The sequence below is a fragment of the Roseovarius sp. genome (assembly GCF_040223625.1).
Taxonomy (GTDB): Bacteria; Pseudomonadota; Alphaproteobacteria; order Rhodobacterales; family Rhodobacteraceae; genus Roseovarius.
This window is the reverse complement of the sequence record NZ_JAVKFX010000008.1, coordinates 86,689-111,475: the sequence shown is the minus strand read 5'-3', so window position 1 is coordinate 111,475 and position 24,787 is coordinate 86,689. Positions and strand designations below refer to the sequence as shown.

The 24,787-nt window shown below is 68.9% G+C and carries 26 protein-coding genes; 20 read left to right on the top strand and 6 right to left on the bottom strand.

Annotated elements, in window-relative coordinates; translation table 11 throughout:
- Nucleotides 1-43 precede the first annotated feature (43 nt).
- The 11 genes from RLN94_RS02530 to RLN94_RS02480 all read left to right on the top strand — a co-directional run bounded on the left by RLN94_RS02530 (nt 44) and on the right by RLN94_RS02480 (nt 12,692).
- A complete protein-coding gene (locus RLN94_RS02530; RefSeq protein ID WP_350130577.1) occupies nt 44-790 on the top strand; it encodes an SDR family NAD(P)-dependent oxidoreductase in 747 nt (248 codons plus the stop codon).
- A gap of 56 nt (nt 791-846) precedes the next feature.
- Nucleotides 847-1,773: a branched-chain amino acid ABC transporter permease gene (locus RLN94_RS02525; protein ID WP_350130576.1), complete on the top strand. Its 927-nt coding sequence runs from the start codon at nt 847-849 to the stop codon at nt 1,771-1,773.
- The gene (locus RLN94_RS02520; protein ID WP_350130575.1) at nt 1,770-2,714 is read left to right on the top strand and encodes a branched-chain amino acid ABC transporter permease; all 945 of its coding nucleotides are present in this window, start codon (nt 1,770-1,772) and stop codon (nt 2,712-2,714) included. The genes RLN94_RS02525 and RLN94_RS02520 overlap by 4 nt, the downstream gene beginning before the upstream one ends.
- Nucleotides 2,711-3,418 carry an ABC transporter ATP-binding protein gene (locus RLN94_RS02515; protein WP_350130574.1) on the top strand — a complete coding sequence of 236 codons (708 nt, stop codon included), beginning with the start codon at nt 2,711-2,713 and terminating at the stop codon, nt 3,416-3,418. Before RLN94_RS02520 ends, RLN94_RS02515 begins: the two co-directional genes overlap by 4 nt.
- Entirely contained in the window at nt 3,418-4,113 is a 696-nt protein-coding gene (locus RLN94_RS02510) for an ABC transporter ATP-binding protein (RefSeq protein WP_350130573.1), read from the top strand. Before RLN94_RS02515 ends, RLN94_RS02510 begins: the two co-directional genes overlap by 1 nt.
- A gap of 140 nt (nt 4,114-4,253) precedes the next feature.
- Entirely contained in the window at nt 4,254-5,105 is an 852-nt protein-coding gene (locus RLN94_RS02505) for an FAD binding domain-containing protein (RefSeq protein WP_350130572.1), read from the top strand.
- Nucleotides 5,102-7,795 carry a molybdopterin-dependent oxidoreductase gene (locus RLN94_RS02500; protein WP_350130571.1) on the top strand — a complete coding sequence of 898 codons (2,694 nt, stop codon included), beginning with the start codon at nt 5,102-5,104 and terminating at the stop codon, nt 7,793-7,795. Before RLN94_RS02505 ends, RLN94_RS02500 begins: the two co-directional genes overlap by 4 nt.
- The gene (locus RLN94_RS02495) at nt 7,792-9,249 is read left to right on the top strand and encodes a 6-hydroxynicotinate reductase (protein WP_350130570.1); all 1,458 of its coding nucleotides are present in this window, start codon (nt 7,792-7,794) and stop codon (nt 9,247-9,249) included. Before RLN94_RS02500 ends, RLN94_RS02495 begins: the two co-directional genes overlap by 4 nt.
- Entirely contained in the window at nt 9,249-10,091 is an 843-nt protein-coding gene (locus RLN94_RS02490) for a UPF0280 family protein (RefSeq protein ID WP_350130569.1), read from the top strand. Before RLN94_RS02495 ends, RLN94_RS02490 begins: the two co-directional genes overlap by 1 nt.
- Entirely contained in the window at nt 10,084-10,665 is a 582-nt protein-coding gene (locus tag RLN94_RS02485; RefSeq protein WP_350130568.1) for an amino acid synthesis family protein, read from the top strand. The genes RLN94_RS02490 and RLN94_RS02485 overlap by 8 nt, the downstream gene beginning before the upstream one ends.
- A 242-nt stretch (nt 10,666-10,907) precedes the next feature.
- On the top strand, nt 10,908-12,692 hold the full coding sequence (locus RLN94_RS02480; RefSeq protein WP_350130567.1) for an ABC transporter ATP-binding protein: 1,785 nt from the start codon (nt 10,908-10,910) through the stop codon (nt 12,690-12,692).
- Between the two features lie 4 nt (nt 12,693-12,696).
- Here the strand turns inward: RLN94_RS02480 and RLN94_RS02475 are convergent, their stop codons facing one another.
- Entirely contained in the window at nt 12,697-13,023 is a 327-nt protein-coding gene (locus RLN94_RS02475) for an AzlD domain-containing protein (RefSeq protein WP_350130566.1), read from the bottom strand.
- Nucleotides 13,020-13,733 (bottom strand): AzlC family ABC transporter permease, encoded by a 714-nt coding sequence (locus RLN94_RS02470; protein ID WP_350130565.1) that lies wholly within the window; start codon nt 13,731-13,733, stop codon nt 13,020-13,022. Before RLN94_RS02470 ends, RLN94_RS02475 begins: the two co-directional genes overlap by 4 nt.
- Before the next feature lie 54 nt (nt 13,734-13,787).
- Here RLN94_RS02470 and RLN94_RS02465 point away from each other — a divergent pair, with 54 nt between their 5' ends.
- From RLN94_RS02465 to RLN94_RS02450, 4 genes are read left to right on the top strand one after another with little or no spacing between them, the layout of a single operon-like run.
- A complete protein-coding gene (locus RLN94_RS02465) occupies nt 13,788-14,678 on the top strand; it encodes a formate dehydrogenase accessory sulfurtransferase FdhD (protein ID WP_350130564.1) in 891 nt (296 codons plus the stop codon).
- The gene (mobA, locus tag RLN94_RS02460) at nt 14,675-15,277 is read left to right on the top strand and encodes a molybdenum cofactor guanylyltransferase MobA (RefSeq protein WP_350130563.1); all 603 of its coding nucleotides are present in this window, start codon (nt 14,675-14,677) and stop codon (nt 15,275-15,277) included. The genes RLN94_RS02465 and mobA overlap by 4 nt, the downstream gene beginning before the upstream one ends.
- A complete protein-coding gene (gene mobB / locus RLN94_RS02455; RefSeq protein ID WP_350130562.1) occupies nt 15,274-15,765 on the top strand; it encodes a molybdopterin-guanine dinucleotide biosynthesis protein B in 492 nt (163 codons plus the stop codon). Before mobA ends, mobB begins: the two co-directional genes overlap by 4 nt.
- Entirely contained in the window at nt 15,762-17,864 is a 2,103-nt protein-coding gene (locus RLN94_RS02450; protein ID WP_350130561.1) for a molybdopterin-binding protein, read from the top strand. Before mobB ends, RLN94_RS02450 begins: the two co-directional genes overlap by 4 nt.
- Here RLN94_RS02450 and RLN94_RS02445 read toward each other — a convergent pair.
- A complete protein-coding gene (locus RLN94_RS02445; RefSeq protein WP_350130560.1) occupies nt 17,861-19,132 on the bottom strand; it encodes an RsmB/NOP family class I SAM-dependent RNA methyltransferase in 1,272 nt (423 codons plus the stop codon). The two genes, RLN94_RS02450 and RLN94_RS02445, sit on opposite strands and share 4 nt — an antisense overlap.
- Nucleotides 19,133-19,201: 69 nt before the next feature.
- Between RLN94_RS02445 and RLN94_RS02440 the strand changes: the two genes are divergently transcribed.
- Nucleotides 19,202-19,378: a DUF1674 domain-containing protein gene (locus RLN94_RS02440; protein ID WP_350130559.1), complete on the top strand. Its 177-nt coding sequence runs from the start codon at nt 19,202-19,204 to the stop codon at nt 19,376-19,378.
- Nucleotides 19,379-19,384: 6 nt separating this feature from the next.
- Here RLN94_RS02440 and RLN94_RS02435 read toward each other — a convergent pair whose 3' ends face one another.
- Both RLN94_RS02435 and dapB read right to left on the bottom strand, forming a co-directional pair.
- Entirely contained in the window at nt 19,385-19,738 is a 354-nt protein-coding gene (locus RLN94_RS02435; RefSeq protein WP_350130558.1) for a dihydrodipicolinate reductase, read from the bottom strand.
- A 56-nt stretch (nt 19,739-19,794) separates the two neighbouring features.
- The gene (dapB, locus tag RLN94_RS02430) at nt 19,795-20,613 is read right to left on the bottom strand and encodes a 4-hydroxy-tetrahydrodipicolinate reductase (protein WP_350130557.1); all 819 of its coding nucleotides are present in this window, start codon (nt 20,611-20,613) and stop codon (nt 19,795-19,797) included.
- 87 nt (nt 20,614-20,700) lie between these two features.
- Between dapB and rbfA the strand changes: the two genes are divergently transcribed.
- The 4 genes from rbfA to RLN94_RS02410 all read left to right on the top strand — a co-directional run bounded on the left by rbfA (nt 20,701) and on the right by RLN94_RS02410 (nt 23,380).
- Entirely contained in the window at nt 20,701-21,096 is a 396-nt protein-coding gene (gene rbfA / locus RLN94_RS02425; RefSeq protein ID WP_350130556.1) for a 30S ribosome-binding factor RbfA, read from the top strand.
- A 4-nt stretch (nt 21,097-21,100) separates the two neighbouring features.
- On the top strand, nt 21,101-21,835 hold the full coding sequence (locus tag RLN94_RS02420; RefSeq protein WP_350130555.1) for a phosphodiester glycosidase family protein: 735 nt from the start codon (nt 21,101-21,103) through the stop codon (nt 21,833-21,835).
- Between the two features lie 61 nt (nt 21,836-21,896).
- The gene (truB, locus tag RLN94_RS02415) at nt 21,897-22,817 is read left to right on the top strand and encodes a tRNA pseudouridine(55) synthase TruB (RefSeq protein ID WP_350130554.1); all 921 of its coding nucleotides are present in this window, start codon (nt 21,897-21,899) and stop codon (nt 22,815-22,817) included.
- Between the two features lie 2 nt (nt 22,818-22,819).
- Entirely contained in the window at nt 22,820-23,380 is a 561-nt protein-coding gene (locus tag RLN94_RS02410) for a DUF1643 domain-containing protein (RefSeq protein ID WP_350130553.1), read from the top strand.
- 149 nt (nt 23,381-23,529) lie between these two features.
- Here the strand turns inward: RLN94_RS02410 and RLN94_RS02405 are convergent, their stop codons facing one another.
- Nucleotides 23,530-24,780, bottom strand: a complete 1,251-nt coding sequence (locus tag RLN94_RS02405; protein WP_350130552.1) for a glycerate kinase type-2 family protein — start codon at nt 24,778-24,780, stop codon at nt 23,530-23,532.
- Nucleotides 24,781-24,787 lie beyond the last annotated feature (7 nt).

Here is a 24,787-nt window from a genome sequence, read left to right as displayed (position 1 = left end):
GCAGCGCCCCAAGCCACGGTGAGATCATTTGGGAGGGACAAGGATGAAGACCGCCATCGTCACAGGCGCGGCCCGCGGGATCGGGCTGGCGACCACGAAACAGTTCCTCGACCAGGGCTGGCGCGTGGTCATGATCGACCGCGACGAGGCGGCCTTGATGGAGGAGGCCGGCAAGCTGGACGAGGTGGACCCGGTGGTCTGCGACGTCTCGCAGCCCGAGCAGGTGGCGGAAATGGCCCGGCATGTCGGCGGGAGTTGCAAGACCGTCGATGCGCTGGTGAACAATGCCGGCGTGGCGGATTTCGGGCCGATCGGCGAGACCGGCTTTGACCGCTGGCGCACGGTGATGGAAACCAATCTCGACGGGGTCTTTCTGGTCACGCAGGCACTGACCCCCGCGCTGGCCGCGGCGAAGGGCGCCATCGTCAACATCGCCTCGATCTCCGGCCTGCGCGCCTCGACCCTGCGGGTGGCCTATGGCACGTCGAAGGCCGGGGTCATGGCGCTGACGCAGCAGCAGGCGGTGGAGCTTGGCGAGAAGGGCATCCGCGCCAATTGCGTCTGCCCCGGCCCGGTGCGCACCAAGCTGGCCATGGCCGTGCACAGCCAGGCCATCATCGACGCCTATCACGATGCGATTCCGCTGAACCGCTACGGCTCGGAGGACGAGATCGCCAGCGTGATCACCTTCCTCTGCTCGCCCGGTGCCAGCTATGTCACGGGGCAGATCATCGCCGTCGATGGCGGTTTCGAGGCCACCGGCATAGGCCTTCCCGCCCTGCGCCAGTAGATCGCCTTCCATTTCGCTTGCCCTTCGCGGATGAGCCGGGCAATCCTTGGCGCAACATGGAATTGGGTCCTTACATTCTTCTGGCCTCGCTCGAGGGTGCGGTCACGGCGGCGGTGCTGGCGCTGACGGCCGTGGGCCTCAGCCTCGTGTTCGGCGTGATGCGCGTGGTCAACATCGCCCATGGCGAGTTCTTCATGTTGGGCGCGGTGATCGCGTGGTTCGTGGCCCAGACGGTGGGCGGGCACCCGGCGCTGGGCTTTGTCGCGGCGCTGGTGATTGCGCCGCTTGTCGTCGGCGCCATCGCGGCGGCGGCCGACATGACGATCCTGAAGCGGATCGACTATGACCCCGAGCGCACCATCGTCGCCACCATCGGGCTTCTCTACATCATCCAGCAGCTCACCCTGATGACCTACGGCCCCGAGGCGCGCCCGGTCGAGGCACCCTTCAACCAGCGGCTTGCCCTGCCGTGGTTCGAATGGGGCGAGGAAGGGTTCGAATTCTACTTCCCCTGGGGCCTGTCGACGACCACCTACAAGCTGGCGGTGATCGGCGCGGCGGGCGTGGTACTGGTGGGCGTCTGGCTGATGATGGCGCGCACGCGGATCGGGTTGCTGATGCGCGCCACGCAGGCCGACCGCGACATGGCGCTGGCCTTCGGTATCCCGGTGGAGCGGGTCTATGCGCTGGTCTTCGGCATCGGTGCGGCGCTGGCGGCGCTGGCCGCCGTGCTGATCGTGCCGATCCAGCAGGCGCATTACCTGATGGGGGCCGACCCGCTGCTGCTGAGCTTCATCGTGGTTATCATCGGGGGCTTGGGCAGCCTGCCCGGCACGGTGGTCGCCGCCATCTTCATCGGGCTCAGCGACGGGATCATCTCGGTCTTCTTCTCACCGACGCTGGCCAAGATCCTCGCCACGCTGCTGGTGGGCCTCGTGCTGGTCTTCCGCCCGCAGGGCCTGTTCGGGACGCGCGCGGCATGAGCGCCACGGCGAAGTCCCTCACCCTGCATCTCGGCCTTCTGGCGGTGCTCTTCGCGCTGCAATTCGTGCTGCCCGCCTATCACCACGGCAACCTTGCCCGGATCATGGTGCTGGCAAGCTATGCGGTGGGGTACAATATCCTCTTCGGCTATACCGGCCTGCTGAGCCTCGGCCACGCGCTGTTCTTCGCCGCCGGCATGTACGGCATGGGGCTGACCATCCAGCACGCGGGGTTCACCCCGGCGCCCGCCCTGATCGTCGGTATCCTTGCCGGGGCAGTGGTGGCGGCGGCGCTGGCCCTGCTGGCGCTGCGGACGACCGGCGTGGCTTTCCTCATCGTGACGCTGATGTTCGCGCAGGCCGGGTACCTGACGATCCTCTATTTCGGCGAGTACACCCGCGGCGACGAGGGCTTCGTCATCCAGGCCTTCGACCGGATGCTCTGGGGCATCGACCTCAGCAACCCCGAGAACCGGTATTTCGCCGCCTGGGGCCTCTTCGCCGTCTGCCTGCTGCTTTGCCTGCGCCTTGTCCGCGCGCCCTTCGGCAAGACGCTGGTGGCGATCCGCGAGAACGAGGAGCGGGTCCGGATGCTGGGTTACAACACCTTCGCCCACAAGCTGGGCGCGATGGTGATCTCCGGCACGATCTCGGCCGCGGCGGGGGCGTTCTATGGCCTGCTCTTCGGCTATGCCGGGGCGAGTTTCGCCAGCGTGCAGTATTCGATCTTCCCGCTGCTCTGGGTGCTCTTGGGCGGCGCGGGCACCGTGCTTGGACCCTTCGTCGGCACGCTCTTCATGTTCTACCTGATCGACCTGAGTTCAGGCGTCACCACCGCCTACCTGCTGATCGTTGGCGTGGCGCTTGTGCTGCTGACCCTCTTCGCGCCGCAGGGCCTGACGGGCGAGCTGCGCCGCCGGGTCTGGAGGTGGCTGCCATGACGCTGCTGTCCACGCGCGGCCTGTCGAAGCATTTCGACGGGCTGAAGGCCGTGACGGATGTGGATTTCGACCTCGAGGAGGGCGAGGTGCGGGCGCTGATCGGCCCGAACGGGGCGGGCAAGACGACGCTGGTGGGCATGATCTGCGGCCGCATCCCGCCCTCTTCCGGCACCGTGCAGTTCGACAATGCCGACATCACCGCGCTGCCCGCGCACAAGCGCATCCTGCGCGGCATGGCCTATACGTTCCAGATCACCTCGGTCTTCGCCCGCCTGCCCGCCGCCGAGAACGTGGCGCTGGCCGCCCGCCGCCGGTTGCAGGGTGAGGCGGTCGACGAGGCCGTCGATGACGCCCTCAACCGCGTCGGCCTGCTGGACCGCCGCGACGAGGAGGCGGGCAACCTCAGCTACGGCCACCAGCGCCTGCTGGAGATCGCCATGGGGCTGGTGCAGCGTCCGCGCCTCCTGATCCTCGACGAGCCGACCCAAGGTTTGGCCGACAGCGAGATCGACGCCTTCAAGGCGCTCATCCGCGAGTTGTCCGCCGAGGCCACGATCCTGCTGATCGAGCACAACATGAGCGTGGTGATGGAGACCGCCGACCGGGTGACGGTGCTCAATTTCGGCGAGGTGCTGGCCGAGGGGACGCCGCAGCAGATCCATGAAAACGATGCCGTGCAGGCGGCCTACCTGGGGACCGGATGATGCTGGAGCTGGACGCCGTCAACGCGGGCTATGGCCGGGCACAGGTGCTGCGGGACCTGTCGCTCAAGGTCGAGGCCGGTGAAATCCTCTGTCTTCTCGGCCGCAACGGCGCGGGCAAGACGACGACGATGCAGGCGATCATGGGCCTTCTGCCGCTCATGTCGGGCCGCGTGATGCTCGACGGCACCGACGTCAGCAAACTGCCCCCGCACGAGGTGCCGCGCCACGGGATCGGGTATATCCCGCAGGGCCGCCGCCTCTTCTCCGGGCTGACGGTGGCGCAGAACCTCGAGATCGGCCTGCGCGTGCGCGGCTCGGGCAAGGAGGTGCTGGAAGAGGTGCTCGACCTCTTCCCCCGCCTGCGCGAGCGCATGGACCAGAAGGCGCAGACCCTGTCGGGCGGCGAGCAGCAGATGCTGGCCACCGCCCGCGCGCTCTGCCTGCGGCCCAAGGCGCTGCTGCTGGACGAGCCGACCGAGGGGCTGCAACCCTCGATGATCGAGGCGATCCGGCAGGTGATCGTCAAGATGCGCGCGGCGGGCGTGGCGATCCTGCTGGTGGAACAGCGGGTCGATGCGGTGCTGTCGGTGGCCGACCGGGTGGCCTTCATCGAGAACGGCCGCAACGGCGAGGTGATGCCGGCCGAGGCGCTGCGCCGCGATCACAGCATCGTCGACCGTTACGTGGGCGTCTGAGGGCGGGCCGCGCGTTGTTGCAAGACTTCGGTTAATCTTTCGGCAGATGGTGCGCGCCACGGCGCAATCCTGTCTTTGTGTTGACTGTCTATCGCGGGTGCCGCACCATCCCCGCCAGCAAGACGAACAGGGAGAGACACGTGGCCGCCTATCACCGGCCCGACACGCTGCAGGGCGCGCTCGACGTGCTGGCGGAAAGGCCGGTCACGATCGCTGCGGGCTGCACCGACCTGTTCCCGGCCACGCAGGGGCGCACGCTGACCGGGCCGGTGCTGGACATCACCGGCATCCCCGCGCTGCGCGGTGTCACGCGCGAGGAGGGCGCATACCGGATCGGCGCCGCGACGAGCTGGACCGACGTGATCCGGGCCGAGTTGCCACCTGCGTTCGACATGCTGAAACAGGCTGCGCGCGAGGTGGGATCGGTCCAGATTCAGAATTCCGGCACCGTCGCCGGAAATATCTGCAACGCCTCTCCGGCCGCCGACGGGATGCCCTGCCTGGCGGCACTGGATGCGCAGGTGGAGATCGCCACCACGAAAAACACGCGCACGCTCCCCCTTTTACACTTTGTTAACGGTCCGCGCCGAACGGCGCTGGAGCCGGGGGAGCTGGTCACCGCCATCCTCATCCCCGAGGCGGCCACCCGCGGCACCTCCCGCTTTCTCAAGCTGGGCGCGCGGAAGTACCTGGTGATCTCGGTCGCCATGGTCGCGGTGCGGCTGGATATCGACGGCGGCACCGTCCAAGATGCCGCCCTCTCGGTCGGCGCCTGCAGCGCCGTCGCCACGCGCCTGACCGACCTCGAGGCCACCCTCACCGGTCAGCCCGCCGAGGCGCTGGCCGACCGGATCACCGACGCCGCCGTCGCCGCCGCCCTGTCGCCCATTGACGACATCCGCGCCGATGGCCCCTACCGCGCCCATGCCGCCGCCGAACTGCTGCGCCGGGCCGTGGATGACCTCACCCAACCCGCACGGGCCGCCGCATGAACCGCGCCACCGCCACCATATCCCTCACCGTCAACGGCGATCCGGTCACGCTGCCCGCCGACCCCTCCCGCCGCCTGTCCGAGGTGCTGCGCGAAGGGCTGGGCCTGCGCGGCACCAAGGTGGGCTGCGACGCGGGCGATTGCGGGGCCTGCACCGTGCTCATCGACGGCGCGCCGGTCTGCGCCTGCCTGACGCCCCTGGCCCAGGCGGGCGGGCGCGAGGTGCAGACGGTGGAAGGGCTGCACGCCACGGCGCTGCAACAGGCCTTCCTGCGCCACGGGGCGGCGCAATGCGGCATCTGCACGCCGGGGATGCTGATGACCGCCACGGCCTTCCTCCAAGACCGCCCCAATCCCACGCGCGCCGAGGCCGAGGAAGCCCTCGGCGGCGTGCTCTGCCGCTGCACCGGCTATGCCAAGATCATCGACGCCGTGCTCGACGCGGCCCCCGGAACGCCCGCGCAAATGCCCGAGGCGGGCCATGCGGTCGGCGCCCGGGTCGAACGGCTCGACGGCGGCCCGAAGGTGGCCGGCACCGAAATCTACGGCGCCGATGCCTGCCCCGAGCACACGCTGCTGGTCCGCGCCGTCCGGGCGCCCTCGGCCCCCGCGACGTTCACCCTTGGCGACATCGACACGTGGCGCGCCGCCCAGCCCGGTGAGGTGCATGTCTTCACCGCAAGGGACATCCCCGGCGCCAACATCTTCGGCACCATCCCGCCCTTCGCCGACCAGCCCGCCCTGGCCGAAACCCGCGCCCGCCTGCGGGGCGAGGCGGTGGCCATCGTGGCGGGCGAGGCGGGGGTGATCGAGGCGCTGGACCTCACCTCTTTCCCGATCACCTGGCAGGAGGCCGATGCCGGCGCGCTCGTCCACGACAACCGCCCCGACAACCTGCTCATCGCCGGCGTGGTCAGGCGTGGCGATGCCGAGGCGGCGCTGGCCGGGGCCGTTCACGTGGCCGAGGCGCAGGCCGAGACCCCCTATATCGAGCACGCCTATATCGAACCCGAGGCAGGCGTGGCATGGCTCGAAGGCGACACGCTGGTCATCCAGGCCTGCACCCAGGCCCCGGTGATGGACCGCGACGACACCGCCCGCATCCTCGGCCTCGACCCGCAGAAACTGCGGATCATCCCCGCGGCGGCCGGCGGCGGTTTCGGCTCGAAGCTGGATATTTCCCTGCAGCCGCTCATCGGCCTGGTCGCGCTCAAGACCGGCCGCCCGGCCCGCATGATCTACACCCGCGCCGAATCCATGGCCTCCACCACCAAGCGCCACCCGGCAAAGATGACCGGCCGTGCGGGGGCGGATGCCGAGGGGCGGATCACCGGCATGATCTTCGACGGCGATTTCAACACCGGCGCCTATGCAAGCTGGGGACCCACCGTCGCCGGCCGCGTGCCGGTGCACGCCTCCGGGCCCTATTACACGCCCAACTATGCCGCCGAGGCGCGGGCGATCCATTCCTACCAGCCGATCTCCGGCGCCTTCCGCGGCTTCGGCGTGCCGCAGGCGGCGATCCTGCAGGAGGCGCTCTACGACGATCTCGCGCAGAAGGCGGGGATGGACCGGCTGGCCTTCCGCCGCCTCAACGCCCTGCAGGACGGGCAGGCGACCGTCTGCGGGCAGGTGCTGCAGGGCGTCGGCATCGCGGCCTGCCTCGATGCGCTCAAGGCGCCGTGGGAGGCAGCGCTGGCCAGTGCCGACAGGGCCAACGCGGAAGGCGGCCGCTACCGTCACGGCGTCGGCATAGCGTCATGCTGGTACGGCTGCGGCAATACCGGCCTGCCCAACCCCTCGACCATCCGGGTGGGGATCACCGCGAAGGGCGAGCTCACCCTCCACCAGGGCGCCACGGATATCGGGCAGGGCTCCAACACCGTCATCACCCAGATCTGTGCCGATGCGCTGGGCCTGCCGGTGGGGCAGTTCCGGCTGATCGGGCCGGATACCGGCCTGACGCCCGATTGCGGCAAGACCTCCGCCTCGCGCCAGACCTACGTTACCGGTAAGGCGGCGCTGCTGGCGGGACAGGCGTTGCGGGCCCGCATCCTCGCGCTGAGCAACATGGCCGAGGACGCCCGTATCACCCTGACGGGCGACACCCTCACCGTCACCGACGACCGTGGCGAGCGGCATGTGGCGCTGGGGGATCTGGAGGCTGACGGGCACGGCTACGTCCTCGCCGCCGAGGAGACCTACGACCCGCCCACCAGCCCGCTGGACGAGAACGGGCAGGGCAGCCCCTATGCCGTATACGGCTTCGGGGCGCAGATGGCGGAACTGACGGTCGACATGCAACTCGGGACCGTGAAGGTCACCCGCATCACCGCCGCCCATGACCTTGGCCGCGTGGTGAACCCGCTGCTGGCCGAGGGGCAGGTGGAGGGCGGCGTGGCGCAGGGCCTCGGCCTCGCGCTGATGGAGGAATACATCCCCGGCCGCACCGAGAACCTGCACGATTACCTGATCCCCACCACCGGCGACATGCCCGAGGTGAAATCGATCTTCGTCGAGGTGCCCGACCCGGAAGGGCCGATGGGGCTGAAGGGGCTGGGGGAGCATGTGCTGATCCCCACCGCGCCCGCCATCCTCAACGCCATCCGCCATGCCACGGGGGCAAGGGTCACGAAACTGCCCGCCCTGCCGCACCGAGTGCTGGCCGCGATCCGCGAGGCGCGGGGATGACCGAGAAGCGCCGGGAGACACAGGAGAAGATCCGCTGCGATGCCTGTCCGGTGATGTGTTACATCGCCGAGGGCAAGGTGGGCGCCTGTGACCGCTATGCCAACGAGGACGGGCGGATCGTGCGCTGCGATCCGATTACCATACTGCACCGTAGGGTCGAGCAGGGCGGCGAGATCCGCCCCTTCCTTGCGACCGAGTGGGACGGGCAGGTTCTGGCGGGGGACGACGTGTTCGTCTCGGGCGTGGGCTCGGGCACGACCTATCCGGATTACAAGCCCGCGCCGTTCATCGTCAGCCGCGAGGTCGAGGGCGCCGATTTCATCACCGTGGTGACCGAGGCGATCTTTTCCTATTGCGGGGTGAAGGTGAAGATCGACACCGACCGCCACCTGGGCCACGAGGCCGCCATCGTGCGGGCCGAGGGCGAGGCGATCGGGCATGTCACCACGTCGGAATACGGCTCGCAGATGCTGTCGCTGGGCGGGGTCGAACACCTGACGGGGGGCAGCAAGGCGGAGGGGCGCGTGACCTGCGATGCGCTGCTGCGGCTGTGCAATCGCGAGGCGGTGGAGCTGACCATCGACGGGGGCGCCACGGTCGAGGTGCAGGCGGGGCAGCCGCCGGTGGTCGACGGCCACCGGGAAGAGCGGATGCGCGTCGGCTGCGGCTCGGCCACGATCGGGATGTTCGCCTCGCAATGGCAGGGGCTGGTCGACGAGGTGGTGGTGGTCGACGACCACATCACCGGCGTGGTCAGCGAGCACCTGGCGGGCAAGGTTCTGGGCTGGCCCGATACCGGCATCCGCATCAAGGGCCGGCGGTCGACGCCGGGGCGGTATTTCCAGGTGGCGCAGCCGGGACGCGGCTGGGGCGGGACGGATATCGAGGACCCGCTGACCATCCTGAACCCCTGGCTGGAGAAGAAGGGTGCGCAGCCGGGGCTGACACTTTTGATGGTGTCCACGACGGGCGAGCAGTACGGGTATTACGTGCTCGACGACGCTCTCGAACCACAGGCCGCGCCGTTGCCGGAGGCGCTTCGGCCCTCGGTCGACCTGATCGCCGAGAACTGCGAGCCGGCGCTCTGCACGGTGATGTTCCAGGCGGGGGCCGGCGGATCGCTGCGGTCGGGCGTGACGAAGAACCCGGTGCAGCTGACCCGTTCCGTACAGGCGCTGAAGACGCATGTGACCTGTGGCGGCGCGCCGGTCTATGTCTGGCCGGGCGGGGGGATCACGCTGATGGTGGACGTGACGAAAATGCCCGACGGCTCGTTCGGCTACGTGCCGACCCCGGCGCTGGTGGCGCCGCTGGAATTCACGCTGGAGCGTGAGCATTACCGCGCGCTGGGCGGGCATGACGCGCAGGTGCGCAGCGTGGCCGACGTGCTGGCGAAGGGTGGCGAATACGGCGCGGCGTTCCGGGCGGTGGGCGACACGCGGGGGCGCGGCTGATGTCCGGCGCCCAGATCACCTTCCTGCCGGACGAGCGACGGCTGCACCTGCATCACGGGCCGATCGACATGATCGCCGATGTGACCGGGCCGGGGAGGGAATCGGCGCTGGAGCGCGCGGCGAAACGGTTCGAGACGCTGCTCGAGGAGCTGGCCGCCGAACTGCCGCGGCTGCGGTCGCGCTGGGGCAAGATGCCGGAGGGGGAGACCGCCCGGCGCATGGTGCAGGCGACCTTTCCCTTCGCCTCGATGTTCATCACGCCGATGGCGGCGGTGGCGGGCGCGGGGGCGGAGACCATCCTCGCCGCCATCTGCGACGGCGAAGGGGTGGACAAGGCCTATGTCAACAATGGCGGCGACGTGGCCTTCTACCTTGCCAAGGGACAGCAGATGCAGGCAGCCGTGGCCTCGCCCACCGGCGGCTCGATCAATATCCGGCGGCGCGACCCAATCCGGGGCATCGCCACCTCGGGACGGGGCGGGCGGAGCTATTCGCTGGGCATCGCCGACAGCGTCACGGTGCTGGCCCGCTCCGCCGCGCTGGCGGATGCGGCGGCGACGCTGCTGGCCAACGCGGTCGACCTGCCGGGGCATCCGGCGGTGACCCGCGCGCCGGCCAGCGAGTTGTCGCCCGACAGCGACCTCGGCGATACGCCCGTCACCACCGACGTTGGGCCGCTGACCGACAGCGAGATCACCGCGGCCCTTGCCGCCGGCGCCGCGCTGGCCGATACCTTCCACGCCCGCGGCCTGATCCAGGGCGCGCTGCTCAGCCTCAGCGGCGTCGTCCGCGGCCTCGGGCCGCAATTGCTTCCCCATATGAAAGACCCTGCCCATGCCTGAATTCACCCTGCGCAAGACCGCGCTTTTCGTCGAGGACATCCACCACGACGGCGGCCCGGCCCCGGACCAGCCGCGCCGCCGAGCGGCCATCGCGGCGCTGGTCGCCAATCCCTTCGCAGGCGGCTACACCGCCGATCTGCAGCCGGCGATGGAGGACCTCAAGCCGCTGGGCCTGATGATGACCGAGCGGCTGATCGAGGCGATGGGCGGGCCGGACGGCATCGACGGCTATGGCAAGGCCGCCATGGCGGGCGAGGGCGGCGAGCTGGAGCATACCGCGCTGTGGCACGTGCCGGGCGGCTATGCGATGCGCGCGCGGCTGGGCGAGGCGAAGGCGATCGTGCCCTCGGCGATGAAACAGGGCGGCCCCGGCACCCGGATCGACGTGCCGCTGGGCCATATCAACGCGGCTTACGTGCGCAGCCATTTCGACGCGATGGAGGTGGGCCTGCCCGACGGGCCGCGGGCGGGGGAGCTGCTGTTCGTTCTCGCCATGTCGCGCGGCGGGCGGGTGCATGACCGGATGGGCGGGCTGACCGTGGCAGAGGTGAAGGGCGAGGACGGGTTGCGCTGATTGGGGGCCAGCCCCCTTCCCGGGACTTCGCCCGTTCACAGGCGAAACGCTCCACTGGAGCGTTTCCGGGAAGCCTGTGAACCCCCCGGGATATTGTCGCCAAGAAGAAGTTCGGGCGCCCCGGGCTTCTTCTGATGGCGGGCGTCGCCTTCGGGTGCGTGCCTCCGCTGGCACTGAAATCTTGGGCTGACCTTTCCGCCGGAACCCACTATAGGCGGGCCGAACCACATTGAAGGCCGTGCATGACCGATAAAGCCAAGACCAAGCGCCAGCCGATGTTCTCGCCCCAGGACCGGGTGAACCTGCGCTGGCTCTGGCGGACCTATCTCAGGCAGCGCGCGCCGTGGCTGGTGCTGGTGCTGGTGATGATCCTGTTCCAGGGGCTGGTCTACCAGCAGTTCCTGTCGATGACCGAGAGCGGCCTTCGGGTGATTTTCGAGAGCGGTGAGGTCGGCCGGCTGGTGATGGTCTGTGTCGGCGTGTTCTTCCTGTTCACCGTGCGCGGGCTGATGTCCTACCTCGTGCCGCTGGTGACGGTGCGGCTGTCGAACGACGCGATCTACGAGATGCGGCGCGACCTGATCGGGCACCTGATGTCGCTCGACCTGGCCTATTTCGAACGGACCAAATCGGGCGAGATCATTCACCGGCTGGTCTCGCAGACGCAGCAGCTTGGCTTGTTCTTCGGCCTGGCCACGGCAGGGGCCGTGCGGGACGCGGTGACCGTGGTGATCGTGTCGGGCTACCTGATCTGGAAGAACCCGATCCTGTTCACCACCGCCGTGGTGGTGCTGCCCTTCATCATCTGGGTGATGAATTTCGTGTCGGACCGGGTGAAGGTGGCGCAAGGGCAGGCCCAGCATGCGCTGGCCGATTACATGAACGGGATCGAGGAGACGGTGAACGGCATGCGCACCGTCAAGATTTCCAGCCAGGAGCAGGTCGAGGCCGGGCGGCTGATGAAGGGGACGGGCGCGATCCGCGACCTGATGAAACGGGTGCAGATCACGCAGGCGCTGGTGATGCCGTCGATCGACCTGAGCTCCGCCTTCGTCTACGTGCTGGTGATCGGCGGCGGCGGCTACATGGTGCTGTCGCCCGATTTCGACGTCGATGGCGCCGGGATCATCACCTTCCTGCTGGGCATGGTGATGGTGTTCGACCCGGCGCGCCTGCTGGCGCAGTATTTCGGGACGCTGCAATCAAATCTCGTGCTGCTCGACCGGGTGCGGAACCTCTATGACGAGAAGCCCGGCATCAACAATGCCGAGGGCGCCGTGACCGAGTTCGACACCGGCGGGGATATCGTGCTGGATGACGTGACCTTCTCCTATTCCGACGATCAGCCGCTGTTCGAGGGGCTCGACATGACGTTCCGCGGCGGGCAGGTCTCGGCCATCGTCGGCGCGACCGGGTCGGGCAAGACGACCATCCTGTCGCTGCTGTCGCGGCTTTACGACGTGAAGGGCGGGCAGATCCGAATCGGCGGGCAGCCGATCGAGAACCTGAAGGTCAGCCGCCTGCGTGGCGCGTTTTCCGTGGTGGCGCAGGATATCGTGATCTTCAACAACTCGATCTGGGAGAACATCCGTTACGTGAACCCCGATGCCAGTGACGAGGATGTCTGGCGCGCCGCCGAGGATGCCGAGATCGCCGACCTGATCCGCCGCCGGGGCGATGCGCCGGTGGGGCCGAAGGGGGCGCAGCTTTCGGGTGGGCAGAAGCAGCGGATCGCCATCGCTCGCGCCTTCCTGCGCGACGCGCCGATCCTGCTTCTGGACGAGGCGACGAGCGCATTGGATCAGGCGACGGAGGAGCGGATCAAGTCGGCGCTGGCGCGGCTGACCAAGGGCAAGACGACGATCGTGGTGGCGCACCGCCTGTCTTCGGTGGCCGATGCCGACCGGATCTTCGTGCTGGAGGCCGGGCAGCTCGTGGAGCAGGGCCGCCATGCGGAGCTGCTGGAAGGCGGGGGGCTTTATTCCCAGCTCTACCGGGCGCAAAAGAAGGGCTATGACGGGCGCTGAGGCCTCAGCCCGCGAGATAGAGCCCGGCATATAGAGCGATGGCCCCGGCCGCGATGGTCAGCAGCACGTTGCGGGTCCAGAGCCCGACGGCGACGGTGACCAGCGCCGCCGCAAGGCGGGGCGCATCCGTGTGCCCCTCGGTCGCCGGGGGCCAGACCACCAGCGGCGCCACAAGCCCGGGTAGGACGGCCACGGCAGTATAGCGCAGGTGCCGCAGGACCCACGCCGGCAGTTGCCGGTCGCCGATCAGCCCGATGAAGACGAAGCGGAAGAAATAGCTGCCGATGCCGAGCGCGGCGATGACGATCCAGATGGTTGCGGTGTCGATCATGCTGCAGCCTCCACCGAGGTGCGCCGTTCGACCTCGGCCCCGGTGATCATCCCGGCGATGCCGGCCACCAGAAGCCCGAGATTGTAGGGCAGGAAGGCAAGGCACAGCGCGACGGTGACCGAGACCAGAGCCGCCGCCACATGCGCCCGTGTCCGCAGGGCCGGCGCGATCAAGGCGATGAAGGTGATCGGCATGGCGAAGTCGAGCGCCAGCCATTCCGGCACCGAGCTGCCGATCAGCGCGCCGGCCAGCGTGGCGAGGTACCAGAACGGGCAGACCGGGGCGATGGTGCCGAAGAAATAGGCCATGCGCTGTGGCACGGTCCAGGCCGGCCGGGCTTCGTACTTCAGCACCGAGAGGCCATAGCTCTGGTCGACGAGGAAATAGGCGGCGCAGGCGCGTTGCCACAGCGGCGCGGGCCCGATGTACGGGGCGAGCGAGGCGGAATACATCGCCATCCGCAGGTTCACCGCCAGCGCCGAGATGATGACGATGATCGTGGGCGCGTTGTCGGTCATCAGCTGCAGGGCGGTGAGCTGGGCCGCGCCGGCGATGACGAGGATCGAAAACGTCATGGTTTCCAGCAGGTTGAGCCCGGCCTCGGTCGCCACCACGCCGAAGAGCAGGCCGAACGGGCCCACCACCAGAATGAAGGGTGAGGCATCGCGCGCACCCTGCGCGAAGATCGATTTCGTGGTTTCCGTCGGCACCTGAAAATCCTAGATTGCCCTCGATACGCTTGCCCTATCGCCAAGCGGGAGGAGTTGCAATTGCCCGTCACCGACGATCTTCCGGCCTACATCATCGCGCCAGACCCGGGCGCGCCACGGCTCACGCGCAAGGTGGAGGGGGTCGACCATGACGGTCGCCCGACGGAGATTTCCGTGGTCGAGGAGCGGCCGCTGACCATCTTTCTCAACGGGCAGGAGATCGTCACCGCGATGACGATCGGGGATTATCCAGAGTACCTTGCGCTGGGTTTCCTGCGGAACCAGGGGATGCTGGGGGCGGACGAGACGGTGACGGGCGTCGATTTCGACGAGGATCTCGAAACCGTCGTGGTGCGGACCGGGGGACAGACGAATTACGAGGAAAAGCTGAAGAAGAAGACGCGCACCAGCGGCTGTGCCGTGGGCACCGTGTTCGGCGACATGATGGAGGGGCTGGAACAGGTGCGGCTGCCCGACCTGAAGGTGAAGACCTCGGACCTCTACCGGCTGGCCTCGGTCATCAACCGGACGCCGTCGCTCTACCTCGAGGCCGGCGCCATTCATGGCACGGTGCTGTGCCGGGGCGACGAGCCGCTGGTCTACATGGAGGATGTCGGGCGGCACAACGCGGTCGACAAGATCGCCGGCTGGATGTTCTCGGAGGGGGTGAGCCCTGACGACAAGCTGCTCTACACCACCGGGCGGCTGACCTCGGAGATGGTGATCAAGACGGCGCTGATGGGCATTCCGGCGCTGGCCTCGCGGTCGGGGTTTACCGCCTGGGGGGTGGAGATCGCCCGCGAGGTGGGCCTGACGCTGGTGGGCCGGATGCGCGGCAAGCGGTTCGTGTGTCTGGCCGGTGAAGAGCGGTTGGAGCGGGATGTCGACCCCGAGAGCGTGCCGGAAGAGGACAAGAAGCACCGCCGCAAGAGTGCGGGCGCATGAAGCAGCCGCTGGGCGTGATACTGGCCGGGGGCAAGGCTACCCGGATGGGCGGGGGCGACAAGGGGCTCTTGCCGCTGGGGGAGGGCACGATCCTGGACCACGTGATGGCCCGACTGTCGCCGCAGGTGGCGGGCATGGCGCTCAATGCCAATGGCGATGCATCGCGGTTCGCGGCGCTGGGGGTGCCGGTGCTGACTGACAGCATCGAAGGGCATCCCGGCCCGTTGGCGGGGGTACTGGCCGGGCTTGACTGGGCCGCCGGGGAAGGGGCCGAGACCATCGTGACAGTGGCCGCCGACACGCCGTTTTTCCCATGCGATCTGGTGCCGCGCCTGCAACTGGCAGCGGAGGGGATGGCGCAGCCGCTGGCGCTGGCCGCGACGCCGGACGGGCGACAGCCCACCTTCGGCCTCTGGCCCGTGGCGCTGCGCGATGACCTGCGGGCGGCGTTGCAGGAGGGGCTGCGCAAGGTGGTGATGTGGACCGACCGGCATGGCGGGCGCGAGGCGCTGTTCGACGAGGCGGGCGAGCCGTTCTTCAACGTCAACACGCCCGGGGATCTCGAAAAGGCACAGGCAATGGCCGGGGGCGGGGCATGAGGCTTTACGGCGTGGTCGGCTGGAAGAACGCGGGCAAGACCGGGTTGATGGAGCGGCTGGTGTCGGAGATCATCGGGCGGGGGATCAGCGTCTCGACGGTCAAGCACGCACATCACACGTTCGACGTGGACCACCCCGGCAAGGACAGCCACCGTCACCGGGTCGCCGGGGCAAGGGAGGTGCTGCTGGCCTCGCGCAAGCGGATCGCCCTGATGCACGAGCTGCGCGACGAGGAGGAGCCGACGCTGGAGGTGCTGTTGCAGCGGCTGGGGCCGGTCGATCTGGTGCTGGTCGAGGGCTACAAGCGCGATGCGCACCCCAAGGTCGAGGCGCACCGGGCCGAGACGGGCAACCCGTTGATTGCCACCGATGACCCGACGGTGCGGGCGGTGGCCTCGGACACGCCGCTGGAGCTGGATCGGCCCGTCTTCGATCTGAACGACACCAAGGCGATTGCCGATTTCATCCTGCGCGAGGTCGGCTTGTGAACCAGTTCGATACTGTCGCCATGGTCGACTGGTCAGGTGGCAACGACACCGGCCCGCGCCCGCGCAAGGACGCGATCTGGATGGGGGTGACGCGCGACGGGGTGGATGAGGAGCCGGTCTACATTCGCAATCGTATGGAGGCGGAGCGGATCGTTGCCGGGCTGATCGAGCAGGAGCTTGCGGCGGGGCGGCGGCTGTTCGTGGGGTTCGATTTCCCGTTCGGTTTTCCGGCGGGGTTTGCCGAGCGGCTCACGGGGCGAGCCGATCCATTTGCCGTTTGGGACTGGCTGGAAAAGCGGATCGAGGACGGCCCGAAGACGAACAACCGGTTTGACCTTGCCGCGGAGATCAACGCCCGGTTTCCCGGGACCGGCCCGTTCTGGTTCAACGGTTTGAAGCGGGACATTCCCGGCCTGCCGCGGAAGAACAGCCGGGAGGGGCATGGCCTGCCCGAGCGGCGCGTGGCGGAGGAACGCACGCCGGGGGCGTTCACCTGCTGGCAGACGGGCGGCGCCGGCGCCGTGGGCGGGCAGGTGTTGACCGGGTTGCCGGTGCTCAACCGGTTGCGGCGGCGGTTTTCCGGGCAGGTGGCGGTCTGGCCGTTCGAGCCGTTGGACAGGCCTGTGGCCTTCGTCGAAATCTGGCCGGGGTTGATCAACCGGGCCGTCAAGCGCGCCGAGTCGGCGGGCGGCATCCGGGATGCCCACCAGGTGCGGCTTTTGGCGCGGGCGGTGGCGGGTTTGCACCCGGACGACCGCGATGCCATGCTGACCATCGACGCGCCGGAAGAGGGCTGGATCATGGGACTGGGCCACGAAGACAAGCTGAACCGCGCGGCGGGCGAGACGCTGAAACCGCCGCCGCTGCGCGACGATTGCTTTGCCCTGCCGGCGGGGGTGGACTGGACACCGGTGGACGAGGCGCTGGCGCTGCTGCGCGACCGGTTGCAGCCGGTGGTGGGCGTCACGCGCCGGGCGCTGGGCGAGGCGCGCGGCCAGGTGCTGGCCGAGAAGGTGGTGGCGCAGCGCGCCAACCCGCCGCAGGCGAATACGGCGGTCGATGGGTACGGGTTTGCGCATGCGTCGCTTGGCGATGGCGACCAGGTGCTGCCGCTGGTCAAGGGCCGCGCCGCGGCGGGCAAGCCGTTTCCGGGGCAGGTGCCGGAGGGGTCTGCCGTGCGGGTCCTGACCGGTGCGGCGCTGCCCCAAGGGGTCGATACGGTGATCCTGCAGGAAGACGTGCGGGTGGGCGAGCGCGAGATTGCCTTTCGCGCCGGGATCAGGCCGGGCGCCAACACGCGCAAGGCGGGCGAGGACGTGGCGGCAGGCGAGACGATCCTGACGCCGGGGCGGGTGCTGACGCCGGCCGACCTTGCGCTCTGCGCAGCGGTGGGGGTGGCGGCGTTGGCCACCTACGAGCCGCTGCGGGTGGCCGTGATCTCGACCGGGGATGAGCTGGTGGAAGCGGGCGGAAAGGCCGGCGAGGGGCAGATATACGACGCCAACCGCCCGATGCTGACCGCGCTGGTGGAGGAGTTCGGCTATCGCGCGGTCGATCTGGGCCGGGTGCCGGATGATCGCGCCGCGCTGCGAAAGGCGCTCGACCGGGGGGCGGCGGAGGCCGACGTGATACTGACGTCGGGCGGCGCGTCGTCGGGGGACGAAGACCATGTCTCGGCCCTGCTGAACGAGGCCGGCGCAATGGCGGAATGGCGGATCGCGCTGAAGCCCGGCCGCCCGCTGGCGCTCGGCGTCTGGGGCGGCACCCCGGTCTTCGGCCTGCCGGGCAACCCGGTGGCGGCGATGGTCTGCACGCTGGTTTTCGCGCGGCCCGCGATGGCGTTGATGGCCGGGCAGGGCTGGGTCGAACCGCAGGGGTTCGAGGTGCCGGCGGGGTTTTCCAAGGCGAAGAAACCGGGGCGGCGGGAATACCTGCGCGCCCGGATGCGCGAGGGGCGGGCGGAGGCGTTCAAATCCGAAGGCTCGGGCCGGATCAGCGGGCTGAGCTGGGCCGAGGGGTTGGTGGAACTGCCGGACGGCGCCGCGCAGATCGAGCCCGGCGATCCGGTGCGTTACATCCCCTTCGGCAGCTTCCGTTAGGGTTTGCGCAGGACGGCGATGTAGAACCCGTCCATCCCGCCAAGCTCGGGCCAGTAATCGGGGCGCAGGCGCAGGCCGCCTTCCTCGGTGATCCATTTCGGGTCGATGCCGGGGTGGTCGAGCGCGGCGCGGTCGACGGTCAGGCCATCGTGGCGCTGGAGCGCCTCTTCCACCTGGCATTCGCCCTCGTCGGGGAGAAGGGAGCAGGTGCAGAAGAGCAGACGCCCGCCGGGTTTCAGGAGGGTCATGGCGTGGTCGATCATCTGCGCCTGAAGGCCGATGAGTTCGCCGAATTCCGAGCCATCCTTGGCAAAGGGCAGGTCGGGGTGGCGGCGGATCGTGCCGGTGGCGGAACAGGGGGCGTCGAGCAGGATGGCGTAGTAGGGCTCGGCCTGATGTTCCAGCGCATCGCCGGTGATGAGCGAGGCGGTCAGGTCGGTGCGGTCGAGGTTCTCCTGCACGCGGGCCATGCGGCGTTCGGAAATGTCGAGCGCCGTGACCTCGGCACCCGTGGCGGCGAGTTGCAGGGTCTTGCCACCCGGCGCGGCGCAGAGGTCGAGCACACGCTCGCCCGGTTGGGCGGCAAGGAGTTTCGCGGGCAGGGCGGCGGCGGCATCCTGCACCCACCAGTCGCCTTGCTCGTAGCCTTCCAAGCGCGAGACCTGCCCGGCATTTTCGATCCGGACGGAGCCGGTCGGTAGCACTGTGCCGCCGAGCTTCTCCGCGACTTCGGCGGCATTGCCCTTGACCGTCAAATCCAGCGGCGCGCCCGCGAAATGCGCCTTCTCCATCGCGTTGACCGCGCCCTTGCCCCAGGCCTGCACCAGCGGATCGCGGAGCCAGCCCGGCAGGCGCGGGATGCGCAGATCGTTCCAGCGCCGCACATCCTCTTCCGCCACCTTGCGCAGCACCGCGTTGATCAGCCCGCGATAGTTGCTGCGCCCTTTCGGCGGAGGCGCCAGCGCCACCAACTCGTTCACCACGCCATGCGCATCGCCGCCGAGGCACAGCTCGACGGTGCCCAGCCGCAGGATGTTCTTGATGCCGAGCGGCAGGCGCTTGCGCAGGTGCCGGTCGAGAATGCGGTCGGCCCGTTCCAGCCCGCGCAGGGTTTGCGTGGCCAAACGCTGGGCCGCCGCCCGGTCCTGAACCGCCAGGCGCTGGAAGCCCTTACGCTCGGTCAGGTCCGACATGAGCTGGCCCTCGCCCGTGATCTCGTCAAGCAGGCTGACCGCGGCGGCGCGGGGGGAGCTGGGTTTCGGTGACATCGGGGCGGTCCTTGGCCTTTGCACAGGCGGGGGCTATATCAGGGGGGACAAGCCGAAGGAAGCCAAACCATGGATCCCGAAAAGAAAGACCTGCCGCCCGAAGCGCAGCGCGCGCTGGCCGAGGCCGAGGAGCGGCGGCGGCTCGCCGGAGAGCTGGAACTGGCCAAGGAACTTGGCGGACGCAAGGGGCCCGAGCCCGTGCGCTACGGCGACTGGGAGAAGAAGGGGCTGGCGATCGACTTCTGACCTGGCTCAGCGCAGGGTGAGGTCGGCGTATTCTCCGGTGCCCTGATCGGAGATGAAGCGGACGGTCTGGCCCTGCACCTTGACCGCCTGGCAATTGGGGCCGAGGCTCTTCGAGCCCCAATAGAGGTCGCGGCAGAAATAGCCCGATTGCCAGCGCCACGCGCCGCTGACATCCCGCCCGAAGGCGCGGCCGTCGATCTTTCCATCAGGCGTGACGATCAGGTTGATTCCGAACCGGGTCAGTTCGCGGTTCTGCATCAACGAGACGAAGCTGTCGCGGCTGGTCACCGGCTTGAAGCTTTCGGCAAGGGCCGGGGTGGTCAGGAATAGGGCGGAAGCGAGGGCAATCATACGCTGCATGGTTCGGGTCCATTGTTGCAATGTACCCCGGTTTACGCAGCGTCCGCCCACCCGGATCAGTTTTCGCGCAATCCCAGCACGTCGAGCATGTCGTATTCCCCCGGTTTCCGGCCCTGCCCCCACAGCGCGGCCTTGAGCGCGCCGCGGGCAAAGACCGCCCGGTCGGAGGCCACGTGGCGCAGGGTGATCCGCTCGCCCGCCGCGGCGAAAAGCACGTCATGCTCGCCCACGATGTCGCCGCCGCGGATGGCGTGAAAGCCGATATGCCCGCGCTCGCGCTTGCCGGTCATGCCGTCGCGGCCCCGGTCGGAGACGGCGTCGAGCGAGACACCCCGCCCCTCGGCCGCGGCCTCGCCCAGCATCAGGGCGGTGCCGGAAGGCGCGTCGACCTTCTGGTTGTGGTGCGACTCGATCACCTCGATGTCGAAATCCTCGTCCAGCGCGGCAGCCACCTGTTTCGTGAGCTGGACCAGCAGGTTGACGCCAAGGCTCATGTTCCCGGCCCGGATGATGGTGGCGTGGCGCGCGGCGGGTTTGAGCTTGGCGAGGTCCTCGTCGGTCAGGCCGGTGGTGCCGATCACGTGGACGCAACGCGCCTGTGCCGCCAGACCGGCGAATGCGACCGTCGCGGCCGGCGCGGTGAAGTCGATCACCGCGTGGGCCTTGGCGATCACTTCGAGCGGATCGTCGCTGACGGACACGTCGAGCGGCGCGCCGCCCATCGCGGTGCCCACGTCCTGCCCGATCCAGTCATGCCCCTCGCGCTCGATCGCGCCGACCAGCCTGGCCCGGTCGCTTTCGGCCACGGTGCGGATCAGCATCCGGCCCATCCGCCCCGAGGCGCCCGTCACCACTATGCCCGGCACATCGCTCATCTTTGTTTTCTCCCGCTTGCGTCGATGCCCTCCCTAGCGCACGGATCATCGCTTGGCAAAGCATCCCCGAAGGCTTAGATGCAGGGCATGGCAAAGAACAAGTTTCATGATGGTCCCGGCCCGTCGCAGCGCCAGCTGCGGGTTGGCGAGCTGATCCGGCGGACGCTGTCGGACGTGCTGATGCGCGGCGATATCCATGACCCCGAGCTCAACCGCCTGTCGGTGACCGTGGGCGAAGTGCGCACCTCGCCCGACCTGAAGGTCGCGACCGCCTATGTCCTGCCGCTGGGCGGCGAGGGGCAGGAGGACGTGATCGGCCTTCTGGCGCGCAACAAGGGCGAGCTTCGGCGGATCATCGGCAAGAAGCTCGAGCTGAAATACGCGCCCGACCTGCGGTTCCGCATCGACGAGATCTTTGACAAGATGGATGAAACCCGCCGGTTGTTCGAGCAGGACAATGTGCGCCGCGACGTCGAAGGGTAGCAGAATGCGCTGGCTGTTCGCGCTGTTCATGATGGCGTCCCCCGCCGCCGCGCTCGATTGCGGCAGTGTCGAGCATGGCGGGCAGGATTACACGGTTTGCCGGTTCGACGCCTCCAAGGCCGACCTGCGGCTGTTTCTCAACGATCCCGGCAGCGGCAAGCCGCTGGGCAGTTTCCGGAACGTCGAAAATTTGCTGGCCGACGAGGGGCTGCGCCTCGAATTCGCGATGAACGCGGGGATGTATCACCAGGACCGAAGCCCGGTGGGCCATTACGTCGAGAAGGGGGACGAGGCGCGCGGCGTCATCACCTCGGACGGGCCGGGGAATTTCGGGCTTCTGCCCAACGGGGTCTTCTGTATCGGCGATGGCTGGGCCGACGTGGTGGAGACCCGCCGGTTCCAGGCGGACCCGCCGGCCTGTATCTATGCCACTCAGTCGGGGCCGATGCTGGTGATCGACGGGGAGCTGCACCCGAAGTTCCTGGAGGACAGCGACAGCACCTATATCCGCAACGGGGTAGGTGTGTCGGGGGATGGCAAGACCGTCTGGTTCGCTATTTCCGAGGACGCGGTCAACTTCCACAGCTTCGGCTCGCTTTTCCGCGACAAGCTGGGCACGCCGCAGGCGCTGTATTTCGACGGCAACATCTCGCGCCTCTACGTGCCGGGGCTGAAGCGGCATGACGGCGGGTTCCCGATGGGCCCGATCGTGGGCGTGGTGGCGCCGGCCGGCAATTGACGCCGGGCGCGGGCCTTGGTAGCTCGCGTGTCTCAATCGGACGCAACGGGGCGCAGGGCGCATGGCACGCAAACGCAAGGGTCGCGACATTTCCGGCTGGCTGGTGGTCGACAAGCCCGCGGGCATGACCTCGACCGCCGTGGTCAACAAGGTGCGCTGGGCGCTGCAGGCGAAAAAGGCGGGCCATGCCGGCACGCTGGACCCGGCGGCGACCGGGGTATTGGCCGTGGCGCTGGGGGAGGCGACCAAGACGGTGCCGTATATCACCGACGCGCTGAAGGCCTACGAGTTTTCCGTGCGCCTCGGGCAGGCGACCAATACCGATGACGAGGAGGGCGAGGTGATCGCCACCTCCGACACGCGCCCCGACGACGACGCCATCAAGGCGGCGCTGGGCGCCTTCATCGGCGAGATCATGCAGGTGCCGCCGAAATATTCCGCCGTGAAGATCGACGGCCAGCGCGCCTACAAGCTGGCGCGCGAGGGCGAGGAGGTCGAGATCGAGGCCCGCCCACTCTGGGTCGAGGAGCTGGTGATGACCGACCGGCCCGATGCCGATCACGTGACGCTGGAGATGGTCTGCGGCAAGGGCGGTTACGTGCGCGCCATCGCCCGCGACCTGGGCGAGGCCTTGGGGTGTTACGGGCATGTCGCCTGGCTGCGGCGGATCTGGTCGGGGCCGTTCGAGGCGGAGGAAGGGATCAGCCTCGAGGAGATCGACAGGCTGGCCCATACGCCCGAGCTCGACGCCCGGCTGCGGCCGCTGGAAGACGGGCTGGAGGGGCTTCCGCAGGTTTCGTGTACCGAGGAGGGCGCCGTGCGCCTGCGCAACGGCAACCCCGGCATGGTGATCGCCCGCGACGTGGAATATGGCGACGAATGCTGGGCCGCGCACAAGGGGCGGGCCGTCGCGGTGGGCCGTTTCAAGGGGGGCGAGCTGCACCCCTCGCGCGTGTTCAACACCGGGCCGCTGGAGGGGTAGCCATGGCCGAGGCGCCCCACGATCCCGGCGGCAAGGTCCGCCTTCGGCTGCCCGACGGGGTGATCGGCGGGGCGACGTTTTCGGACTGCGGGCGCTATCGGCAGGCGCTGACGCGGGACTGGACGCCGGAAGGGGCGGCGCCGCGCACGGTGCTGTTCATCGGCATGAACCCCTCGGTGGCGGATGCCGAGGCATCGGATCCGACCTGCCACCGTGAACTGATGTTCGCGCAGGATTGGGGATTTACCCGTTACTTGAAGGGCAACGTGCTGGACTGGCGGGCGACGTCGCCCAAGGATATCCCGGCCGACCCGGCGCTGGCCTGCAGCCCGGCGAATATCCCGGCGCTGGTGGAAATGGCGCGGGACTCGGATCTCGTGGTGATGGCCTATGGCAAGCTGCACAAGCGGTTCGCGGGGCTGGTGGCCGAGATGATCGCCGAGGTGGCGGCGGTGGGGCGGCCGGTCAAGTGCCTGGGGCTGAACCTGGACGGATCGGCGAAGCATCCGCTTTATTTGCGGAAGGATACGCCGTTGAGGGATTTTCCGCTGCCGGGTGTGTGAGGCGTGTGTTGGATTGGGGGCCAGCCCCCGTCCCGGGGCTTCGCCCGTTCACAGGCGAAACGCTCCGCCGGAGCGTTTCCGGGAAGCCTGTGAACCCCCCGGGATATTTCCAGCCAGAAGAAGCTTGGGGGTGGCACAATTGTGCCCCGTCAGTTCGAAGGCTCGATAAGGATCGCGCGGAAGTCGTTCACGTTGGTGAGCGTGGGGCCGGTGACGACCTGATCGGCGATCTTTTCGAAGTAGCTGTGGGCGTCGTTGCGGTTGAGGGCTTTGGCGGCGTCGGGGCCCCTGGTGAGCGTGTCGGGGCCGATCACGGCGCCGGCGACCTCGGCGGCGCCATCGACGCCGTCGGTGTCGCATGCGATGGCGTGGATGCCCGGCGCGCCGTCGAGCGCGAGGGCCAGGGCGAGGGCGTATTCGGCGTTGGGGCCGCCCACGCCGTCGCCGCGGCGGGTGACGGTGAGTTCGCCGCCGGAAAGCAGGAGGAGCGGGGTGGCGTTCCTGGAGAGCTTCGCCTGCGCGGCGAGGGCCTGACGGGCGTGATCGGCGGCCACGTCGCGGGCTTCGCCTTCCAGGGCGTCGCCGAGGATTTCCACCTCGCAGCCTTCGGCGCGGGCCAACTCGGCCGCCGCGTCGAGCGACTGCGAGGGGGCCGCGTAGATCACGTTTTCCACGCGGGAGAGGCGTTCGTCGTCGGGCGCCAGCGGGTTGCCGCCCCGTTCGAGATAGGCGGTGATCGAGGCGGGGGCCGTGACCTTCCAGCGGGCGAGCGTGTCCAGCGCACGCCGGGCGTCGCCGGTGTCGCCCACGGTCGGGCCGCTGGCGATGTCGGCGGGGTTGTCGCCGGGTACGTCGGAGATCATCAGCGCCAAAATCCGGGCGGGGTAGGCGGCGGCGGCGAGCTTGCCGCCCTTCACGTCGGAGATCTGCTTGCGGATGCCGTTGATGTCGCCGATGGGCGCGCCGCTGGAGAGCAGCGCGTCGGTGAGCTGGCGTTTCTCGTCCAGCGTGATGCCGCCGGCGGGGGCGTTGAGCAGGGCCGAGCCGCCGCCGGAGATGAGCGCCAGCACGGTGTCGCCTTCGCCCAGCCCGTCGAGCAGGTCGAGCATGCGGCGCGTGGCGCGGGTTCCGGCCTCGTCGGGGACCGGGTGGGCGGCCTCGACGATCTCGATCCCCTGGCAGGGGCGGGCATAGCCGTAGCGGGTGATGACCAGCCCCTCGCAGGGGCCGTAGACCGCCTCGACCGCCTCGGCCATCCGGGCGCTGGCCTTGCCGGCGCCGACCACCACGAGCCGCCCCTCGGGCTTCGGCGGCAGGCAGGCGGCGAGGCTTTGCATCGGGTCGGCCACCTCGACCGCCCGGTCGAACAGGCGGCGCAGGAAGGGGAGGGGGTCTTGCATCGGCGGG

What these genes read in the sequence shown, in the direction of transcription:
- RLN94_RS02530 (WP_350130577.1), top strand. Translation starts at nt 44, where the DNA reads ATGAAGACCGCCATCGTCACAGGCGCGGCCCGCGGGATCGGGCTGGCG.
- RLN94_RS02525 (WP_350130576.1), top strand. Translation starts at nt 847, where the DNA reads ATGGAATTGGGTCCTTACATTCTTCTGGCCTCGCTCGAGGGTGCGGTC.
- RLN94_RS02520 (WP_350130575.1), top strand. Translation starts at nt 1,770, where the DNA reads ATGAGCGCCACGGCGAAGTCCCTCACCCTGCATCTCGGCCTTCTGGCG.
- RLN94_RS02515 (WP_350130574.1), top strand. Translation starts at nt 2,711, where the DNA reads ATGACGCTGCTGTCCACGCGCGGCCTGTCGAAGCATTTCGACGGGCTG.
- RLN94_RS02510 (WP_350130573.1), top strand. Translation starts at nt 3,418, where the DNA reads ATGCTGGAGCTGGACGCCGTCAACGCGGGCTATGGCCGGGCACAGGTG.
- RLN94_RS02500 (WP_350130571.1), top strand. Translation starts at nt 5,102, where the DNA reads ATGAACCGCGCCACCGCCACCATATCCCTCACCGTCAACGGCGATCCG.
- RLN94_RS02495 (WP_350130570.1), top strand. Translation starts at nt 7,792, where the DNA reads ATGACCGAGAAGCGCCGGGAGACACAGGAGAAGATCCGCTGCGATGCC.
- RLN94_RS02490 (WP_350130569.1), top strand. Translation starts at nt 9,249, where the DNA reads ATGTCCGGCGCCCAGATCACCTTCCTGCCGGACGAGCGACGGCTGCAC.
- RLN94_RS02485 (WP_350130568.1), top strand. Translation starts at nt 10,084, where the DNA reads ATGCCTGAATTCACCCTGCGCAAGACCGCGCTTTTCGTCGAGGACATC.
- RLN94_RS02480 (WP_350130567.1), top strand. Translation starts at nt 10,908, where the DNA reads ATGACCGATAAAGCCAAGACCAAGCGCCAGCCGATGTTCTCGCCCCAG.
- RLN94_RS02475 (WP_350130566.1), bottom strand. Translation starts at nt 13,023, where the DNA reads ATGATCGACACCGCAACCATCTGGATCGTCATCGCCGCGCTCGGCATC.
- mobA (WP_350130563.1), top strand. Translation starts at nt 14,675, where the DNA reads ATGAAGCAGCCGCTGGGCGTGATACTGGCCGGGGGCAAGGCTACCCGG.
- mobB (WP_350130562.1), top strand. Translation starts at nt 15,274, where the DNA reads ATGAGGCTTTACGGCGTGGTCGGCTGGAAGAACGCGGGCAAGACCGGG.
- RLN94_RS02445 (WP_350130560.1), bottom strand. Translation starts at nt 19,132, where the DNA reads ATGTCACCGAAACCCAGCTCCCCCCGCGCCGCCGCGGTCAGCCTGCTT.
- RLN94_RS02440 (WP_350130559.1), top strand. Translation starts at nt 19,202, where the DNA reads ATGGATCCCGAAAAGAAAGACCTGCCGCCCGAAGCGCAGCGCGCGCTG.
- RLN94_RS02435 (WP_350130558.1), bottom strand. Translation starts at nt 19,738, where the DNA reads ATGCAGCGTATGATTGCCCTCGCTTCCGCCCTATTCCTGACCACCCCG.
- dapB (WP_350130557.1), bottom strand. Translation starts at nt 20,613, where the DNA reads ATGAGCGATGTGCCGGGCATAGTGGTGACGGGCGCCTCGGGGCGGATG.
- rbfA (WP_350130556.1), top strand. Translation starts at nt 20,701, where the DNA reads ATGGCAAAGAACAAGTTTCATGATGGTCCCGGCCCGTCGCAGCGCCAG.
- RLN94_RS02420 (WP_350130555.1), top strand. Translation starts at nt 21,101, where the DNA reads ATGCGCTGGCTGTTCGCGCTGTTCATGATGGCGTCCCCCGCCGCCGCG.
- truB (WP_350130554.1), top strand. Translation starts at nt 21,897, where the DNA reads ATGGCACGCAAACGCAAGGGTCGCGACATTTCCGGCTGGCTGGTGGTC.
- RLN94_RS02410 (WP_350130553.1), top strand. Translation starts at nt 22,820, where the DNA reads ATGGCCGAGGCGCCCCACGATCCCGGCGGCAAGGTCCGCCTTCGGCTG.
- RLN94_RS02405 (WP_350130552.1), bottom strand. Translation starts at nt 24,780, where the DNA reads ATGCAAGACCCCCTCCCCTTCCTGCGCCGCCTGTTCGACCGGGCGGTC.